Here is a 19,315-nt window from a genome sequence, read left to right on the forward strand (position 1 = left end):
TGATTGTTATTTCTGAGCCTGCGGAGTTTTATAAGACATAATTCTGGTTAATACCGCTCTCTGGAATCTCATCAGATCACCATCAGTCATATAACCGTACTTCAAAATGTTTTTTCTTTCAAATCCTCCCTGGAGAACGTAGGTCACGAAATGATGGATAAACGGCTGCTCAATCTGTAAATCAGTAAAGTACTGAGTTCCCAATGCAGCAACAATATAGATTGTCATATCCAGATCATCCCATTTATTTTTTACTTTTCCAATAGAGAAACCCTGTCCTTTTGGCTGTACAAATTCCCCGGGTCTTGCAGCTAAAATTCTTGGATCTGACTTTTGAGAGATGTACTGAGCTATATCTTTTTTCAGTTTTGCTACTTTTTTAGATTCATTGAGCGAGTTGGCGTCACTCTTTAGATCTCCGGTAATGCCTTTTTTGATTTCAACTTCTTCAATTAAAATTGCAGATCGTATCATATTAATATTTAAAGAAGACTTTGCATTTTCCGGAATGACTTTATGATCCAGTCTGTCGAAGCCTATTTTTATAAATCTAAGAATGTCTCCTGCTTTTCCGGAAATCATGAAATGCCCGTCTTTATTGCTGAAAACCCTCTCATCAGTCCGGATATTGATCACGGTAACATCAGAGATTTGCAGATTTTGTTCACCCACAATTTTACCGAAAATATATTCCTGAGCTTGGGCGTTCAAAGCGAAAAAACAAAGAAGAATAAAAAATAGTTTAATTTTCACAGATTATTGTTTTGATAGACAAAGCTAAAATTATTTTTCATTTTAAATTGAAGTTTAACCAGACTTAACGGCATTTAGGACTTTTTTTGATTGTTGGCATATAACTGTTAAAATATTGAGCCTTAAATGTTAAAATTATCAGCTAAATTTTATTTAAATTGCACAAAATCCTTTAGTTCGAAATGTCAAATTCTTATACAGTCATTAATGCTTCTGCCGGATCAGGGAAAACCTATGCTCTTGTACAGAGATTGTTGATGATTTGTCTCAGGTATCCCAATCAGCAGCAGATCATCAGAAATATTCTGGCTCTTACCTTTACAAATAAGGCTGCCAACGAAATGAAAGAAAGAATTCTTTCGTGGCTAGGAAAATTCACAGCAGAAAACTATACGGATAATAATGATCTTAAAAACATTCAGAAAGCATTTGAAAACGAAGGTTTAAAGATAACACTGGATGAGCTTCACCATCGCTCAAAAAAACTTCTGGATTATATTCTTCATAATTATTCCACATTAAACATTGGAACAATAGACCGTTTTAACTCCAGATTAGTACGCAGTTTTTCTTACGAACTCGGTTTGGCAAAAAATTTTAATCTGGAAATTGATGCAGAACCTTTTTTGATTGAAGCGGTAGATAAAATGCTGGATCAGATTGGTGAAAATGATAAAATTTCAGATTCTTTTATGGATTATGTAGATTACAGTCTTGATAATAATGAAAGAATCAATCTCAATAAAAGCCTGTACGATTCTGCAAAGGAATTTGTGAAAGATATTCATTATGAACATCTTAAAAATAATAATGAGTTTGATGACCATAATTATGAAAATATCAAAAACAGTTTACGGACTGAGATTTCTGATAATAAAAAAAGATCTTTAGCACTCGCTCTGGAATCCATACAGCTCTATAAGAACAGGAATATTGAAATAGAAGATTTTGCACAGGGTAAAAACGGATTGGGCGGTTTTTTTGTAAAAGCTGTAGAATTTTATGAGAAAAAGAGAATAGGATTTCCCTTTCCAAGCTCAACCGAAGAATCTGTCGTAGAAAAATACAGGAAAGGCTGTTCTGCAAAATCAAAACATAAAGAAGCCGATATTTCAGAAATTCTGGAACAGCTTCTGGAAAACCGGATGAAGCTCATTTTACTCTACATTGAAACTCAAAAAAAAGAAAAAATTCTTTCGGCACTGCTTCCTTTGAAGGTGAATAAAGATATTCAGGATCAACTCAGACAAATTGAGAGTGAAAATGATCTGGTTCTATTGTCTAAGTTTAATATTTTAATCAATGAAAATCTGAAAAACGAGCCGTCTGCATTTATTTATGAAAAGGTGGGATCTCAGTTTCAGCATTATTTTTTTGATGAGTTTCAGGATACTTCAGAATTGCAATGGCAGAATTTTGTTCCGTTGAGAGATCACAGTATTTCAACAGAAAACACTTCTTTTACTTTAGTGGGCGATCCCAAACAGAGTATTTACCGCTTTCGGGGCGGCGAAAGTAAACTGATGCTTGATATTATTAATAACACCGAGATTTCTCCAAAGCAGGCAGATTTACTTGTACTGAAAGATAACTGGCGCAGCGCAAAAAATATTGTGAAATTTAATAATGAATTGTATCATTTTCATTCTCAGAATCTTCATGATGAGCATCGGCAGATTTTTGGATCTGATGGAGAACAAAACCCCAAATCGTCTATTGATGGAAGGGTAAAGGTGAATTTGGTTGAGAATTTAACCAATGAAGAATTTTATGATGATGTTTCAGTGAAAATGCAGAAAGATATACAGGAATGTCTGGATAATGGATTTCGATTTTCTGATATCACTATTCTGTGCCGCGGAAATTTTGATATATTTTCATATTCACAGAAGCTTGGAAACCTTAAAGTTACTTACAACGGAACAGAAAATAATATTAAAACCATTTCAGACAAAGGTCTTACTCTCGAATTATCAGATACTATACAAGCGGTGGTTCAATATCTTAAATGGGAAGCCAATCCCAAAAACAAACCGCATCTGATGATGATGATGTTTTATCTCAACAGGTTGGGAAGAATTACGATGCTTGATTTTACTTTTGGGATGAAAGAAATTCTTTCTTTAGATGCACACGAGGAAATTCTTGATTTTATAGAAAAGAAATACAGTCTGCATCTCAGACAGGATAAATTTCCCAAATTTAACCTGTATAATTTTATAGAATATTACATCAACGAATTTTCTTTTGAAAATAAGGAAACTGATTTTCTCCTGAATTTTTTGGAAATGCTTTTTAATTTTACCCAAAATGCAGGAGCAAGTACCAAAGAATTTTTGAAATACTGGGACGAAGAAGCTTCTAAGCATACCATTCAGGCATCAGAAAATATTGATGCTATTCAGATCATGACAATTCATAAAGCAAAAGGACTTGAATTCCCTGTCGTTTTTATTCCTATGATGAACAAAAACAGGGACTCTGAATTTAGCAATTGGTTTGAGACTGACACAGAAAGTGCTTTGAAATCGGTTAATATTAATCAGTTCAGCAAAAATCTGGAAGCGTATGATGAGGGGATCGAAAAATTTAATCTGGAAAACTCATATAAAAATCTGGTTGACAGGCTGTGTCTGCAATACGTAGCAACTACAAGACCTGTAGAACAGTTGTTTTTTTATCTTCAGAAACAAAACAAAACATCCAATAATCTGGAAATTCTGGAATTTGTTCAATCTAAAAATCCTCAGGATCTTGATGAGTTTGATCTGTACGAAACTTCTCCTGAAATGCTGAAAAAGCAAATTGCTCATCCTTATTCCGAATTCAAAACCCAGAATATTCAGAAACTACGTAACAAGCACGAAGAAACAGATTCCGTAAAAATAGCAACGCCGTCAAAAAATTATCAGGTAAGAAATGAAAAAGTGAGAATCGGACTTTTTGTGCATGAGTTGCTGTCAAAAATAAATACTGAAAAAGATATAGATAAAGTTTTGGAAGCTTATGTTTTGGAAGGTCAGATTACACTTGACGAAAAAACTGAAATTAATTCGGATTTAATGAAAATCATTACAGAGCATTCTGAATTTTTTGATGAAAAATGGAAAGTCATCAATGAAAAAGACATCATGATTACTGAAAACGGAATCAGCCAGATTTACCGTCCCGACCGTATCCTGCAAAATGATGAAGGCTACGTTATTTTAGATTTTAAAACGGGTCAGCCAACGGAGAAAGACGAAAGGCAGATTCAGACTTATAAAAATGTTCTTGAAAAACTTGGCAGGAAAGTTTTGAAAACGAAGCTGATATATTTGTAGTTATGATATTCTAAATTTTCGGCGGAGCCAAAGGCTCCGCCGAAATAGATTTTTAAATTTTTTTACGCTGTTGCATCAGGAGAAAAAACTCTTTTTGCCAATTCCTGATCAAAAAGATACAGAGCAGAAGGGTTGTCAGAAACCATTTTGATTTTAGTCACCAATTGTGATGCGCTCGCTTCTTCTTCTACCTGCTCATTGATAAACCACTGCAAAAATGACGTTGTAGCAAAATCTCCTTCTTCGTTGGCGTTTTTAACGATGTTGAAAATACTTCTCGTCACTTTTTTCTCATGTTCCAGCGCTTTTTCGAAAATATCGGTCGCATTTTCAAAGCTATGCGGAGGTTTCGGAATCTCGCCTAAAATAATTTCACCGCCTACATCATTCAGATAATCAAACATTTTGTCCGCATGCATGAGTTCTTCTTTGCTTTGCACGCGGAAATAATTGGCAATGCCATCCAGATCTTTTGCTGAAAACCATGCAGACATTGAAAGATAATATTGTGCTGCGTATTGCTCGTGAGCAATCTGCTCGTTGATGAGCTGTGCAATTTTTTCACTTACCATAATATAAATTTATATTCAAAATTACTGATTAAAAGGCAAAATCAAAAGTTTTGACCTAAATTTAGGTTTAGAATGAATACAAAAAAGGACAGGAAAAAATCCTGCCCTCCAACATTAAAAATCAAAAATTATAAACTCTTTTCTTCAATTACATCGCTGTTCCAGACTGGCGTTTCTGCATCATTCTTCTTTCACTATTGGCTCTTTTTTCTTTCATCATTGCTCTTCTTTCTTTCATTTTTGCTTCTCTGGAAGCCTGCCACTTTTCGTATTGCTCAGTAGAAAGAATGTTTTTCATCTCACTGTCCATCTGCTGCTGTCTCGCTTTCATGCGCTCCATTTTTGCCTGTCTTTCTCCTTTGTTTTTTTCAAACTCGGCTTTCATTTCAGCTCTCCGCTTCTCGTGAAGATTTTTTATTTTATCTACTTGTGCCTGATTCAGGTTCAGTTCTTTCTGCATTTCAGCCATTCTTTCCTGTTCCTTCATCTGCATCTTTTGCTGCATTTCCTCTTTATTAAATTTTCTTCCATCCTGCTTTGTCTGCGCTATGGCTAAAGTTCCTGTAGCAATAAATAACGCTAATACTAATTTTTTCATGTGTTATGATTTATTTGTTTGTTATATCTTTTTGATAAAGTTTTTTAGAAAAAGTTAAAAATTAAATTCATAAAATAAGTTAAATTTTATTATCATATTTTTAATATATTATTTGAATTAAAAGAGAGTGAATAAAAATATTCACTCTCAACACCACTCAAATATAATATATGAAAAACTAAAAAAACTAATTTCTTACTAAACTGCCTCTAAAACCTGAACCTCTTCCTTCACCTCTGTTATTTTCCTGTCTCGGAGCATTATTCTGAATTCTCGGACTCGAATTTTCTCTTTTCGGCTGATTTCTGAAACCTTCATTATTCCTTGGAGGAGTAGTATTGCTTTCAGATCTCATACCGCCATTGTTTCTAGGTTCGTTATTTCTAAACCCTCCGTTGTTTCTTACGCCGTTGTCAGCTTTATTTCTTGATCCGCCATTATCAGAATTTCTGAATCCGTTATTAGGTCTTGTGTTTCCATTGTCATTTCTGAATCCTGAAGAATTACCGTTTCCATTTCGGAACCCTGAATTTCTTACCACATTCAGCGTAGGATTATCTGCACGTCTGAAACTGTTTCTGTCAACACGGTAAACATTGATGTTTACATTTCTGTAACGCGGCATTACTCTGAATCTCGGTACATAATATGTTCTTCTGTAATTCTGAAAATAGACAATCGGATGAGCACCCTGAAAATAATTGTTTTGGAAAATTACAAAGACTCTAGGTCCCAAAATCCTTTCCATTGCATAGTATCTGTCATAATACCATCTGTCCGGATTAAATCTGTAAAAATTATTCCATGCTGCAAAACTGGAGTATAAATTATTCAGATACAGAATCTGGTCTATTTGCCAGCGGTTGAGTCTGTGCTGTACAAAAAAACGATTCCAGTTGATATTTATAATGCTTTGTCTGTAATCATTATAATAACTTTGGTAATAATCCTGAGGATAATAATCTTGCGGATAATTGTAATAATAATCGTCCGGGAAAAAATTTCGGTCATCCTCATCACTATAATATCCGTCATTATTTCCGTAATATCCATCGTTGCCCCATCCGTTGTTCGGATATTGCTGAGCAAAGGTTAAAGTTGCTAAGCTGAGTGCAAATCCTATAAATATTCTTTTCATTTTTTCAGTAATTAATTGGTTAAATAAAAACTTTCGTTCTTGTCTTTTTGATGCAGATAAAAAAAAGAAGTTAAATCCTAAGATAAAACTTCAATATAATAAATTTTTAAGTTATTGATAATCAGTATTAATATTTTTCTAGTTTCTTCCGCTGTCTTTCACCCAATCTAATATTTTATGATTAAATTCTGAATAATTAATAATGTTTTCCAGTTTTATGTGCATTCTGTAACGCCAATAGTGTGGAAATACTGCGGGATTATTAATTCGTTCATTATCTGTTTTTCTGTTAATGAGATTCTCATCTGTTGCAAAAAACTCCTGAATAGGAAAAATAGCCAGCATTGCATCATTGTAAAGATGTTGTTTCATAATAATTTCTGCCAGATACGGTTCCAGATTTTCCGGTGCTTTTCCAAACTGACCAAGCTGCTGATTAAAATATTTTTGAATTAATGACGGGTTTTCTTTCCACCATTGTCTGAGTGTTGAGCTGTCGTGAGAAGAAGCCGTCACAACATTCATATAATCAGCTGTTTTAGGATTGTAAAACGGAATGTTTTCCGAAGGCATTCTCTGTACTTTAAGTGCAACTATAGCAAGTTCATCCATTACTTCAGGAACACAGTCCGGAACCAATCCCAAATCTTCACCGCAAATCAGCATATCGGTTGCATTCAGAATAACAGGGAGTTTTTCCATTGCACTTTGTTTCCATAAATAATCCTGACGTTTAAAGAAGTAGTCCTGATATAGTTCGTATACCGAAGTTTTTTCCCAGTCAGACAGAAAATGATAAGATTCTGTTTTGAATGCGTTAAATCTAGGATGATAAACCGTTTCTCCATTTCTCTCTTCAGTAAGAAACAATACATTGGCACACAGTGTAATCAGTTGATCGGAAAAATCATCAATTTTCCCCTGAAAGTGTTCTGATATTTTTCTTTGGGTATTAAAATTTTCTTTAAACTGATAAGTACCATCTGATTTTCTTTCTAAAAAATCAAGTGCTTTGCCGGTCTGGTCTCCAAAATATTTCCATAAAATTTCGTCATTAATGTAAGGCTTGCAGTATCTTTCGAAATCAAAAGGAATGTGACGGGCTTTGAACTCATCCCAAGTAACAGGAATTGCAGGATAAAAATAGCCTAAAATGCCTTGTGTTGCTGAAACAGGCATTCTCCAGATTCTGAAAAAACCGAGAATATGATCTATTCTCATAGCATCAAAATACTGCTCAAGGGCTTTGAAACGGTTTTTCCACCATTGGTAGCCATCGGCTTTCATGGCTTCCCAGTTATAAGTAGGAAATTCCCAGTTCTGACCAATTTCTGTGAACTGATCTGGTGGTGCTCCAGCCTGAAAATCCATTCCGAAAAGTTCAGGTTCAGTCCATGCTTCTACAGAATACCGGTAGATTCCTATCGGCAAGTCTCCTTTTAGAGAAATTCCGAGACTGTGAATATATTCAACAGAATTTTTCAGCTGTTTATCAAGTTGATACTGTACCCACGAGTGCAGCATTGCAGCGTCATAATCTTTGTTTTTTGCATTAAAGAAAGGTGCAATTTTTCCTGCAATATATTTTTTGTGAGTTTTCCAGAGATTGTAATTCGGTGATTTGTATTTATCTCTCAATACACAAAAAGCAGAGTAGGGAAGAAGCCAGCTTTCGTTATCTTTAAGAAATTTTTTAAAATTTCTGTCTTTATAGATTTTCTCTTTTTCGGTAGTAAAAATAGCTTTCAGATATTTCCACTTAGAAGCAATCATTTTTTCGTAGTCAATGAGTTCTAACGAATTTAGATGTTCCTTTTCCTGAGCAAAACTCTCTTCTAAATTTTTTGGTATTTTAAAATCAAGATTTTCCAGCGAAATATATTGCGGATGCAATGCATATACAGAAACGGCAGCGTAGGGATAAGAATCTGTCCATGTATAGTTTGCAGTTGTATCGTTGATCGGCAGAATCTGTATAATTTCAAGCGAAGTATTTTTAGCCCAGTCTGCAAGCTTTTTTAAATCTAAAAATTCCCCGACTCCAAAACCGTCTTCTGTCCGCAATGAAAAAACTGGTACAGCGACTCCGGCTGCATGATACATCTGATAAGACTTAAATCTGAAATAATGATCAGATATAATCTGCAGTACCTCTTTCTGACTATTTGGAAAAGCAGATCTGTTATCACCTGTTTCTACATCAATTATTTTCTGAATTTTTTTGTCAAAAATAGAATATTTGTATTCAATAACATAGTTTTCGGGTACTTCAACAGCTGCTTCCCAAATACCGGGATCGGTTTGTGTTAAGCGAATTGCATCTTCATAATTCCAGTTTCCTAGAGAAGGCGTGCTTCCAATAAGTGCAATTTCCCAGTCGGGATTATAAATTGGAGCTTCTATTTTGAAAAGATGAGTATGTTTTTTTAAAATAGAAATTTTCTGTGACCCTTTTTGTTGAAGTTTATTCTTTAAAATTTTGTTGTTGAGATAATTTTCCGGAAGATTTTTAGAATTCCATTCGTCAAAAATCAAAAATTCTTTATAGTTGTGAGGGAAAGTATGATGATGCTTTACTGGCTCTTTTCTAAGAACTTTTCCATGGTCATCGCATAGCTGATAATGGTATTCTATGTTTTTAGAAAAAAAATCTATTTCGCATTTCCATTCACCATTTCCGGTATGAAACATTTTATGAACTCTTTCTGTATGGTCGCTTTCATGGGTGATAAGCTCTAAATTTTCGCCCGGTTTTGTGTAATAATTAAGGTTAAAATACAATTTCATCTCATATATTTTTGTCTAAAAATACGGTTTAAATTTTAAAAATAAATACTTGATGAATCAAATTTAAGATAAGAAGCCTTTTCCTGAGAGTGGAAAAGGCTTCAATATACTGAATATAGTTCAGATTTTATTTTGTAACTAAAATCTTTTTTGTAAGTAAAGTTTTTCCGGATTCTTCGGTGATATTCACAATATAAGCACCTATTGAGAAATTTCTCAGCTGAATCTGCTGATTGAGGTTGCCGTCTTTTACTGAAAGACTGATATTGAAAACAGATTTTCCTGAAATATCAAATAAAGTTACTTTGATATTTCCTTTAATGTTTTTGTCGTTTACATTTACGGTAATTGTCTGATCTTCCACTTTTGTAGGATAAACATCAATGTTTGCCATTGTATTTGCCTGCGTAACTTTGTCATTGGCAAAATATCGGCTCGCCAAATCATAAATGTGGAGGTTTTGTTCACCGGAAAGTTGTTTTGCCTCAAGATTTTTCAGGCTAAACTCGTACATGGGAGCACCTTTTGCGCTTGCTACAACTATATTTCCTTTAGAGTTTACCGCAGCACCGTTTACGGAGTAGTTTTCCGGCAGCCCCGTGATTTTTCCTGCAAATTTTGCAGTTAATTCTTTTGTTGAAATTTTAAAAACATTTCCTGTCACAGAAAAAACGTAGAAATTATTGTCGGCATCAGCAATCATATCTCCGCCAAAACCTGTTTCCATTGCAGTAAAAGAGTTTTTACCATTAGACTCGTCGTCTTTGATGATGCCAAGATCTTTTACGGTAAACTGATCATTCTTTTTGCTGATCTCAATAAACTGCGTTCCTGAATTGTTGATCGCATAAATATTTCCGTTGTATCCTGTCGCCATTCTTGTAATGTGTGAATTGATATCACACGGTGTTACTCTTGCTACATTATTTTCAACTAACGTTATTTCTTTGGTTTTTTGGTTTAATACATAAATGTTTGAAGAGAACATCGGCATATAAACCAGATTGTTTCCTGAAGAATCGTATGCTAAAGCAGCAAGATTCATCGCCTGAGAGTTATGATAAGAATTTTTATCTTCCGAAACGGCAGATTTTCGTGCCTGCGATATGACACTGGCAGAAGAAGAAACTCCGAAAACGGTTTCGCCGGATGTTCCGTCTGCATTCATTGTGCGGAAATCATTAAATTCAATTCTTGGGGAATTTTTACCGGTAAGTGCAAAAAAATCCTGCTGTGCATTTACGGTATTTCCAAGTAAAACCAAAAGAATAGGAAATAAATGTTTTTTCATAGTTTATATATTTTATAATTAATCATTTTAGTATGACTAAGTTACATATTTTTTAGATTGAATGAAATAAATGAAAAAATTTAAATGGAATTTTTTAAAATTGATCACAACTCCTGAAATTTTCAAATCTTCATTTAATAGAAAAAGCATCCAAATCATTGAATGCTTTTAAAATTTATTTAATAAAACCTCTGTTCCTTAGTAAAGGTTTAATGTCAGGGTCATGACCCGTGAAATCTCTGAATGCCTGATTAAGATCGACAGAATTTCCTACAGAAAGAATATATTTTCTAAATCGGTCGCCATTTTCCCGGGTAAGCCCGCCATTTTTTTCAATCCATTCCCAGGCATCGCTGTCTAAAGTTTCAGACCACAGATAAGCATAATATCCTGCTGAATAACCGCCGCCCCAAATGTGCGCAAAGTATGGAGTGTGGTATCTTGGCGGAACAGTTCCTAATGTGAAACCGTGTTTTGCTAAAGATTGTTTTTCAAAATCCAACACAGGAAGAAGCTGTGTTTCGCTGGTTACGGAATGCCAATCCATATCCACAGAAGCTGCAGAAACAAGTTCTGTTGTCATATATCCCTGATTAAAAGTTGAAGCTTTTTTAATTTTATCAACTAGACTTTGAGGAATGGGCTGTTTTGTTTCGTAATGAATAGCATAATTTTTCAGTACGACAGGATCTAAAGCCCAATGTTCGTTGATTTGTGAAGGGAATTCAACAAAATCTCTCGGAACATTTGTTCCTGAAAGAGATGGATATTTCTGGCTCGCAAACATCCCGTGAATAGAGTGTCCAAATTCATGGAAGATGGTTTCTACATCGTCAAAACTGATTAGTGACGGTTTTCCTTCTGCTGGTTTCTGATAGTTGTAGCAGTTGACAATCACTGGTTTTGTTCCTAAAAGGTAGGATTGCTCAACAAAGTTACTCATCCACGCGCCGCCATTTTTAGAATCTCTGGTATAAAAATCAAGGTAATAGATCGCCAGAGATTTTCCGTCATGATCAAAAACTTCATAAGTGACCACATCAGGATGATAAACAGGAAGATCTGTTCTTTTTTTGAAAGTGAGCCCGTAGAATTTTTCAGCAGCAAAGAAAACGCCTTTTTCCAGAACCGTTGTGATTTCAAAATAAGGTTTAATTTCGCTTTCATCAAGATCAAATTTTGCTTTTCTTACCTGCTCTGCGTAATAATTCCAGTCCCATGGCTGTACTTTAAAGCCTCCTTTTTGCTTATCAATGAGATCCTGAATATCTTTAGCTTCACGCTTTGCGGTTTCCACAGCCGGGATAGCCAGCTGATTCATAAGTTTAACTGCAGCTTCAGGGTTTTTTGCCATCTGATCCTGCAGCTTCCATTCTGCGAAGCTTTTATTTCCTAAAATCTGCGCTTTTTTGAGTCTTAAAGCAGCCAGTTTTTCAATGGTCTCTCTTGTGTCATTTCCATCGTTTCTCTCTGCTCTTTCCCATGATGCTTTGAAAAGTTTTTCTCTGGTTGCTCTGTTGTTGAGATTTTGCAGAAGAGGCTGCTGAGTGGTGTTAAGTAAAGTAAGAAGATATTGTCCAGGTTTACCTGCATTTTTCGCATCATTTGCAGCAGCTGCAATTTCGTCAGAAGAAAGTCCGTCAAGTTCTTTTACATCAGTAAAGAAAACTCCGCCCTGTTTTCTTGCTTCCAGTAGTTTGTTGGAATATTGTGTGGAAAGAGAAGCCAGTTCCTGGTTGATTTGTTTTAGTTTCTCTTTATCAGCAGCAGAAAGATTAGCTCCTGCAATTTCAAAATTTTGTTTGTAATACTGAAGCAGTCTTTTACTTTCTGAATCTAATCCATTTTCTGAAATTGATTTTATTCTTTGATAAAGATTTTCATTCAAATACATCTTGTCAGAATGGGCTGCAAAAACAGGTGCATATTCTTCGTCTAAAGCCTGCAATGTAGGATTGGTATTCGCACTTGTAAGATTTGAGAAGACAATCACAGCTCTCTTTAAAACCTCGCCGCTTTTTTCAAGTGCAACAAGGGTATTCTCGAAAGTTGGCTTTTCAGGATTATTGGCAATTTTCAAAATCTCTGCATCATGCTGTTTTAGTCCAAATTCAAAAGCAGGTTTAAAATGTTCATCTTTAATTTTGTCAAATTCCGGAGCTTCGTATTGAAGTTTGCTTTTTTTCATCAAAGGGTTTGAGGAAAGCGAAGCATCAGGAACGGGAATTTCTTTTTGAGTGTCGGGTGTTTTCATTGTGGTGCATGAATAGTTAAATGCTAAAGCAGAAATTAGCAGTGCCGAGGAAATGTTTTTTATATACATCTACTTTATTTTTTAGAATAATATATGAAATCAGGTATTTTTTAATTTACATTTCGCTGTCAATTGTAACAGATTTCATATTTTAGTTGTTATTAAAGTATAAAGATATTAAAAACTAAACTTTTAAACATCATATCATGAAATCTAGTACAATTTTAATTTTTTCAGGACTTGTTTTGCTGGCTTCCTGTAATAAGAATGACAAGAGAGAGCAAAAAAACGAATGGCTTCCTAATGCCACCAATTCTGATCATGGACCTGTAAAGCAAAAAGAATTTGCAGGAGATTTTGATAAGGTTGAAGTTTCGCAGGCTATTGAAGCTGAAATCATAAAATCAGACGTGGAAAAAGTAGTGATTTCTGCTCCTGAAAATATCATTGATGAGGTTTTGGTAGAAAATAATGGGGGAGAACTCCATATTCATTATAAAAGAGGATTTCGCGTAATAAACAGCTCTAAAGTAAAGGCTAAAATTTATGCAAAGGATTTTACAAAACTTGCGGCTAATTCAGCAGCTGTTATTGCGGTTAAAGATCAGTTTACTCAGGATAAAACAGATCTGGAGATGTCAAGTTCGGGAGAAATATCAGGAAAGCTTGAAGCCAATGAATTTACCATTAATGCAGGAAGCAGTGGTAACTTTACAGGAAAGATCTGGGCAGTAAATCTTTCTGTGGAAGCTTCTTCAGGCGCAACTGTTGAAGTTTCAGGAAAAGCTAAGACTGCTGATTTGAAAGCATCTTCCGGAAGTGATATTGCGGCAAAAGAAATGATTGCAGATTTTGTGAAGGCAGAATCTTCCAGCGGAGCAGGAATAGAAGTATGAGTAGCATCAAGGTTTGAAGCCCATGCTTCGTCTGGCGGAAGTGTGAACGGCATTAAAAAAGGAAATGTGACGACAGTTTCCAAAGAAGAAAGCAGTGGCGGTAGCGTCAGTCTGCAGTAATTTAAAGCTGAATATCAGTTTCTTCATCTTCTGAAGCTAATGTTTCCCAATCTTTTCGGTCAAAATTCAAATTATCAAAAGCTAATAAATCCTCCTCTATCTGGAGGATTTCTTTTGTGGTAAAAAGATGCATTTCTTCGTCTTTATCTGTTTTTGCCAGTCTTCGTACCGATGCTTTGTCAATAGCCATAAATCTTTGTCCCAATCTTCTGGCAGCGTATTTTCTCATTCCTGTTTCGTGGAGCACATCTACTGCCATATCTACCGCAGTTCCCAGTGTTTCACGGTAAATATTTTCTATTCCGTTATCCAGATAATCATAGGCGTCAATTCTGTTTTTAGCACGAACAAATATTTTTACATTAGGATATTGTTCTCTTACCAAATCGGCGACAAATTTATTCATTTCGGGGTCATCCAGACAGAGGACGAGAATTTTTGCATCTTCAATTCCGGCAGCTCTCAAAACAGGAAGACGGGTTGCATCACCATAATAAACTTTAAAACCGTAGCTTCTCAGCATTTTTACACGATCCGAATCTCTGTCCAGAACAGTAGCTGTTACCTTATTTGCTTTTAAAAGCCGTCCTACAGTGCTTCCGAAATGTCCGAAACCTACGATGATAATTTTCTTCTGATCAATATTTTTCTCAAGAATATTAAAGTCAGAATCAGAATCCGGAACTTCTTTGATGAATCTTGGTGTGATAATTTTGTCATTAATAATTAAAAGAATCGGAGTAATACACATGGTAATTGCCGACACAGCCATTAACTGTGCATTGAGCTCTGCTCCGAATAAATACAGATCTGAAGCATAGTTGATCAGTACAAAAGCAAATTCTCCTACCTGTGAAAGTGCAAAGGCATAAAACAAAGTCTGTGGATTATCAAGCTTAAAAAATTTTCCAATCGCAAACAGCACGAGAAATTTTACAGCCAGAACTACAAAAACAGTACTGAAAATAAAGACTGCGCCATTCTGAATAACATTAAAATTCATCGTAGAGCCTACACTTACGAAAAAGACGGCAAGCAACAATCCTTTGAACGGGTTGATCTGTGCTTCAAGCTCATGACGAAATTCACTGTTTGCCAGCATCACACCTGCTAAAAAGGCTCCTAAAGCCGGAGAAATACCAATCGCAATCATTAATTCTGAAACGCCGATAACCAGAAAAAGCGATGAAGCGGTAAGAAGCTCGGGCATTCCTGCTTTGGAAACATACCTTAAGAAAGGAACAAAAACATACCTGCCTAATAAAATTAAAATGATAACCCCAAAAATTACGGTACCTGCCTGAAGCCATTCCGGGAGTTTCTGAATGAGAATCTGCACTTCATTATCCTGATGTCTGGCTTTATAATTGGCAATTATCGGCAAAATTGCCAGAATGGGAATCACGGCAATATCCTGAAACAGCAGAGTGGAAAAAGATGCTTCACCTGCTGTAGTTTTCAGATTGTTTTTTTCCTGTAAGGTCTGAAGTACAATGGCAGTAGAGGAAAGTGCAAAACACATGGCAATCGCAATAGATTTATCAACCTTCCAGCCAGCCCAGATGAAAATCAGAAAAAGTATGGAAATGGTTAACGCCATCTGAGTGAGTCCCAAACCAATAATTTTTTTCCTCATCTCCCAGAATTTCCTGGGTTCTAATTCGAGTCCGACTAAAAAAAGCAGCATGATTACCCCGAATTCACTGGCGTGCATGATGTCGTTTACATCATTTCCGGTCAGTTTTAAAACATAGGGACCAATGATAATACCTCCTAAAATATATCCGATAACCGAGCTTAAACCCAATTTCCTTGCGAGTGGAACCATAATGATGGCTACACCTAAGAATAAAAGGGTGTTCATCGCTAGAGTGTTTTCCATATTATTGATTCAGGATTTCTACAAATTTCTTTTTCTGTAAAATAATTTCTTTTTTAGATAATTTGTTGGCTTCGTAAACGATGGTAATATCTTTTATGTTAGCTTTAAAAACATTCAGTGATACAATAAGTCCGCTGATTATTTCGTCGATTGTATATTTATAGGTTCCTTCTTTAGAGAAGGATCTTTCTTTGCCACCTGTTGTAACGACAATATAGACTTCTTTATTTTCTAATGGATTGATTTCCCCTTCGTTCAGCCAGTTGCGGTCAAAAACCTCATCAATCCACAATTTCAGCAAAGGCGGAACTCCAAACCAAATGATCGGAAACTGAAAAATAAAACGGTCATAATTTTGAAGTCTTTTTCTTTCTCTGAAAGCGGCAATATGAAAGTCGGGATATTCTTCGTATAAATCGCGAAGTGTAAAATGCTGATGACGCACGTAGAAATTGATGAGTTCTACGTTTGAATTAGAATGTTCAAGATAAGGATGAGCAAAAATAACTAGCGTTTTCTTCATACAACCCGTTTTTCGTAAATATAATGAAAAATGAGTAAAATAGGAATGGATGAGGTAAGTTTAATCATTTTTAATTAAAAAAAAGATAAGAAGTTATTTGAATTTATTTACCGTCAGTAAGCTTGAATATTTTTTTGTTTTGGATTTTTTGATTATGAATATCCGTTATTGATCATAATGCTTTTTTTAACACAAAGGAACATAAAAGTTTTTTAAACGGTTCGCCGATTTAAGCTCGCAAAGGCGTTTGACTTCGTCGAATCTTCGATTTCACTTAGCAAAGTTCTCGTAGTTTTTTCAAATACGATAAAATGCTTAAAATCATATGGTTAACAGTTATCTTCTGCAAACACTCCTTCATAATTTTATTATCGAAGATTTTCTCTGATGTATTATATCTAATTAAATCGAAGGTTATTCTTAAATTAAAATTTTAAACAAACCATTTCCAAAAGCCAATAATTATTGAAGACGTTCCAAGTAAGAAAATAAACATTGCAGAGTACAAAAACTTTTCTGATTCTTTATTCTTAAAAGCTGATATTAAAAAAAACAATGAAACGAATGAAATAATTAAATAGTAATATTTATAAGAGTATTTCAACTCTAAAAATCCATATAATATCTGAGTTTTTCCATCAGTAGACCAATAATCTTTTAGAATATGTGTATTGATTTTAACAGTAGCAGTAAAGTTAAAAATACTCAGAAGAATTGATATAATTGAAAATTTCATGTAACACGTAATTACCATCCTCCTGAAGCACCGCCACCGCCAAAACTTCCTCCGCCGCCGAAGCCTCCAAATCCGCCACCGCCACCACGGGAACTTCCGCCACCGAAACCACCACCGCCAAAACTTCCAGGAAAAGGAAAGAATCCTCCGGGATAATTTCTGCGTCCTCTTCTGCTGAGAATAATGTCTCCGTCGTCATTATTTCCTCCGCCTTTGCTCGTAATGATAACAATAATAATGAAGATAATAAATGCGATAATAATCAGTTTAGCTTCTCCGGAATTGGACTTCCGATCTTTCTGCAAAGGTTTAAATTTCCCCTGAACTGCCTCCATAATGGCAGACGTTCCGCCATCAATACCTTCGTACCATTTTCCTTTTTTAAATTGTGGAGTTACAATATAGTCTAAAATCTGTCCGGCAACAGAAGCGGTAAGATATTGTTCAACGGCTCTTCCTTGCTGGATAGACATAGTTCGGTCTTCTTTTGCAATTAGAAAAACCACTCCGTTATCAACATCTTTTTGTCCGATTCCCCATTTTTCACCGAAAGTTGCAGCCAGAAAATTAATGTCTTCACCTTTTGTTGAAGGTATAATGATGACCTCAATTTCTGTAGAAGTAGAATCTGCAAAACGGATGAGTTTGTTGTTTAATGCATCTTTTTCCTGTTGGGTAAGAAGATTAGCTTCATCATACACAGGATACAAAACAGCAGGTTTTTCGGGAATTGTATATTGTGCTGAAATAATATTAAAACAGCAGGAAATAAAAAAAGTAAAAAATATTTTAAGAGAATGTAATCTCATCGGGTAGTTCGTTATGATTTTTTCCGTTGGCTGGAAAATGTTTTTTCAGTTTTTTTCCGGTTTCCAGAATAGCACTTTTTAAAGCCTGATAAAAGTGTCCTTTTGCAAATTCTGAAGTAATATAGTCGTGAAGGTGATCCCAGAAAGACTGATGTACTTTTTCATGAATTCCTGTATCACCAATTATGGTGAGATATTTCTGCTCAAAATTAACATGAAAAAGTACTGCGTTTTTTTCTGCTGTTTTGTCTTTACAGAGTTCTTTAAAAACTTCAAAAGCCGCTTCGGCAACCTTGTCATCAGTTGTAGAATCTATATGTACGCGGATTTCTCCGGTAGAAAGACTTTCTGCCGATTGAATAGCTTCCACAAGGGAAGCTATTTGATGGTCTGTTAAAAAGCGATTCATTACTCGGTAAATACGCTTGGTGCATTTTCAGCTCCTGCCTGTGCTTTGAATAATGGCTTTTCTTTAAAATTGGTAAAATTTGCCAGAATATTGTTCGGGAACTGTTTGATCAAAATATTATAATCTCTTGCAGCATCATTATAATTTACCGTTTCCATTCTGATGCTGTTTTCAATCGCAATATATTCTCTCTGGAAATTAATGTACTGCTGGTCCGCTTTCAGATTAGGATAAGATTCTACTACTGCCATCAATCTGTTCAGAGCTCCGGTCAATTCACCTTGTGCAGCCTGGAATCTCGCCATGTCTTCTTCCGTAAGGTTGGTAGGATTGATATTGATTGAAGTTGCTTTAGAGCGGGCTTCAATTACTTTTGTTAAAGTTTCCTGCTCAAATTTGGCATAAGATTTTACGGTTCTTTCCAGATTCGGAATGAGGTTGGCTCTTTTTTGATATACGGTTTGTACATTAGACCACTTTGCATCTACCGTTTGTTCCTGAGCTACAAAATTGTTGTAACCGCTTTTACCCCAGAAAAATACTAATACTAAAATAATAAGTAATGCAATGCCGATGGTTCCGGCACTGAAACAGCCTTTGTTTTTCATGTTTGAATTTTGTTTAATTTTTTTAATGCTTTTTGTGCTACTCAAATATACAAATTAAGTGCTAATTTTGCATAAAATTTAATAAATGACAACAATTGTGGTTGCAATGGGGGAAAATAATGAAATTGGTTCTGATAATCAATTGTTATGGCATCTTCCCAAAGATTTAAAACATTTTAAAGAAATTACTTCCGGACATCCCGTGATTATGGGAAGAAAAACATACGAAAGTATCGGAAAACCTCTTCCCAACCGTACCAACATTGTTATTTCCAGAAAAAAAGACTGGTTTGAAGAAGGAATTTTAATTATAGGAAGCATCAAAGAGGCTGTAAAGTTTGCAAAAAAGATAGATGAAGACATTTTTATCATTGGTGGTGGTACTATTTATGACCAGACAATGGAAATTGTTGATAAGCTGGAAGTAACTTTGGTAGAGGCAAACCTTGAAGCTGATACCTATTTTCCTAAAATTGATTCTAAAATATGGAAAAAAACAAACGAAGTATGCCACGAAAAAGACGAGAAAAATCAATATGATTTTTGCTTTCAGACTTTTGAAAAAATTTTAAAAGAATAGTTGCCGTAATTCTAAGGCTTAACTTTTAGCATCTAA

Annotated in this window: 15 protein-coding genes; 3 read left to right on the forward strand and 12 right to left on the reverse strand. The window is 35.1% G+C overall.

Annotated elements, in window-relative coordinates; genetic code table 11:
- Nucleotides 1-6: 6 nt before the first annotated feature.
- Nucleotides 7-753: a hypothetical protein gene (locus AC0NBN_RS00430; protein WP_143884824.1), complete on the reverse strand. Its 747-nt coding sequence runs from the start codon at nt 751-753 to the stop codon at nt 7-9.
- 182 nt (nt 754-935) lie between these two features.
- On the opposite strand from AC0NBN_RS00430, the gene AC0NBN_RS00435 reads away from it, so the two are divergent.
- The gene (locus tag AC0NBN_RS00435; protein WP_160812455.1) at nt 936-4,076 is read left to right on the forward strand and encodes a UvrD-helicase domain-containing protein; all 3,141 of its coding nucleotides are present in this window, start codon (nt 936-938) and stop codon (nt 4,074-4,076) included.
- A gap of 62 nt (nt 4,077-4,138) precedes the next feature.
- Here AC0NBN_RS00435 and AC0NBN_RS00440 read toward each other — a convergent pair whose 3' ends face one another.
- The 6 genes from AC0NBN_RS00440 to AC0NBN_RS00465 all read right to left on the reverse strand — a co-directional run bounded on the left by AC0NBN_RS00440 (nt 4,139) and on the right by AC0NBN_RS00465 (nt 12,779).
- Nucleotides 4,139-4,648 carry a ferritin gene (locus tag AC0NBN_RS00440; RefSeq protein WP_143884822.1) on the reverse strand — a complete coding sequence of 170 codons (510 nt, stop codon included), beginning with the start codon at nt 4,646-4,648 and terminating at the stop codon, nt 4,139-4,141.
- Nucleotides 4,649-4,796: 148 nt separating this feature from the next.
- Nucleotides 4,797-5,246 carry a DUF342 domain-containing protein gene (locus AC0NBN_RS00445; protein ID WP_160812454.1) on the reverse strand — a complete coding sequence of 150 codons (450 nt, stop codon included), beginning with the start codon at nt 5,244-5,246 and terminating at the stop codon, nt 4,797-4,799.
- 187 nt (nt 5,247-5,433) lie between these two features.
- Nucleotides 5,434-6,384 carry a hypothetical protein gene (locus AC0NBN_RS00450; RefSeq protein ID WP_160812453.1) on the reverse strand — a complete coding sequence of 317 codons (951 nt, stop codon included), beginning with the start codon at nt 6,382-6,384 and terminating at the stop codon, nt 5,434-5,436.
- A gap of 138 nt (nt 6,385-6,522) precedes the next feature.
- The gene (locus AC0NBN_RS00455; protein WP_160812452.1) at nt 6,523-9,171 is read right to left on the reverse strand and encodes a 4-alpha-glucanotransferase; all 2,649 of its coding nucleotides are present in this window, start codon (nt 9,169-9,171) and stop codon (nt 6,523-6,525) included.
- 127 nt (nt 9,172-9,298) lie between these two features.
- The gene (locus AC0NBN_RS00460) at nt 9,299-10,462 is read right to left on the reverse strand and encodes a T9SS type A sorting domain-containing protein (RefSeq protein ID WP_160812451.1); all 1,164 of its coding nucleotides are present in this window, start codon (nt 10,460-10,462) and stop codon (nt 9,299-9,301) included.
- A 175-nt stretch (nt 10,463-10,637) separates the two neighbouring features.
- Complete coding sequence (locus tag AC0NBN_RS00465; RefSeq protein WP_160812512.1) at nt 10,638-12,779, reverse strand: M3 family metallopeptidase; 2,142 nt, start codon at nt 12,777-12,779, stop codon at nt 10,638-10,640.
- Between the two features lie 143 nt (nt 12,780-12,922).
- On the opposite strand from AC0NBN_RS00465, the gene AC0NBN_RS00470 reads away from it, so the two are divergent.
- Nucleotides 12,923-13,612, forward strand: coding sequence for a head GIN domain-containing protein (locus AC0NBN_RS00470; protein WP_474466422.1), 690 nt, complete (start codon nt 12,923-12,925; stop codon nt 13,610-13,612).
- Nucleotides 13,613-13,733: 121 nt separating this feature from the next.
- Here the strand turns inward: AC0NBN_RS00470 and AC0NBN_RS00475 are convergent, their stop codons facing one another.
- The 5 genes from AC0NBN_RS00475 to AC0NBN_RS00495 all read right to left on the reverse strand — a co-directional run bounded on the left by AC0NBN_RS00475 (nt 13,734) and on the right by AC0NBN_RS00495 (nt 18,699).
- A complete protein-coding gene (locus tag AC0NBN_RS00475) occupies nt 13,734-15,614 on the reverse strand; it encodes a monovalent cation:proton antiporter-2 (CPA2) family protein (protein ID WP_143884816.1) in 1,881 nt (626 codons plus the stop codon).
- 1 nt (nt 15,615) lies between these two features.
- A complete protein-coding gene (locus AC0NBN_RS00480; protein WP_143884815.1) occupies nt 15,616-16,137 on the reverse strand; it encodes an NAD(P)H-dependent oxidoreductase in 522 nt (173 codons plus the stop codon).
- Between the two features lie 747 nt (nt 16,138-16,884).
- The gene (locus AC0NBN_RS00485; RefSeq protein ID WP_160812450.1) at nt 16,885-17,682 is read right to left on the reverse strand and encodes a TPM domain-containing protein; all 798 of its coding nucleotides are present in this window, start codon (nt 17,680-17,682) and stop codon (nt 16,885-16,887) included.
- The gene (locus AC0NBN_RS00490; protein WP_160812449.1) at nt 17,663-18,091 is read right to left on the reverse strand and encodes a TPM domain-containing protein; all 429 of its coding nucleotides are present in this window, start codon (nt 18,089-18,091) and stop codon (nt 17,663-17,665) included. Before AC0NBN_RS00490 ends, AC0NBN_RS00485 begins: the two co-directional genes overlap by 20 nt.
- Nucleotides 18,091-18,699, reverse strand: a complete 609-nt coding sequence (locus AC0NBN_RS00495; RefSeq protein WP_160812448.1) for a LemA family protein — start codon at nt 18,697-18,699, stop codon at nt 18,091-18,093. The genes AC0NBN_RS00490 and AC0NBN_RS00495 overlap by 1 nt, the downstream gene beginning before the upstream one ends.
- 85 nt (nt 18,700-18,784) lie before the next feature.
- On the opposite strand from AC0NBN_RS00495, the gene AC0NBN_RS00500 reads away from it, so the two are divergent.
- On the forward strand, nt 18,785-19,279 hold the full coding sequence (locus AC0NBN_RS00500; protein ID WP_160812447.1) for a dihydrofolate reductase: 495 nt from the start codon (nt 18,785-18,787) through the stop codon (nt 19,277-19,279).
- Nucleotides 19,280-19,315: the final 36 nt, after the last annotated feature.

It is taken from the genome of Chryseobacterium sp. L12 (assembly GCF_056133985.1).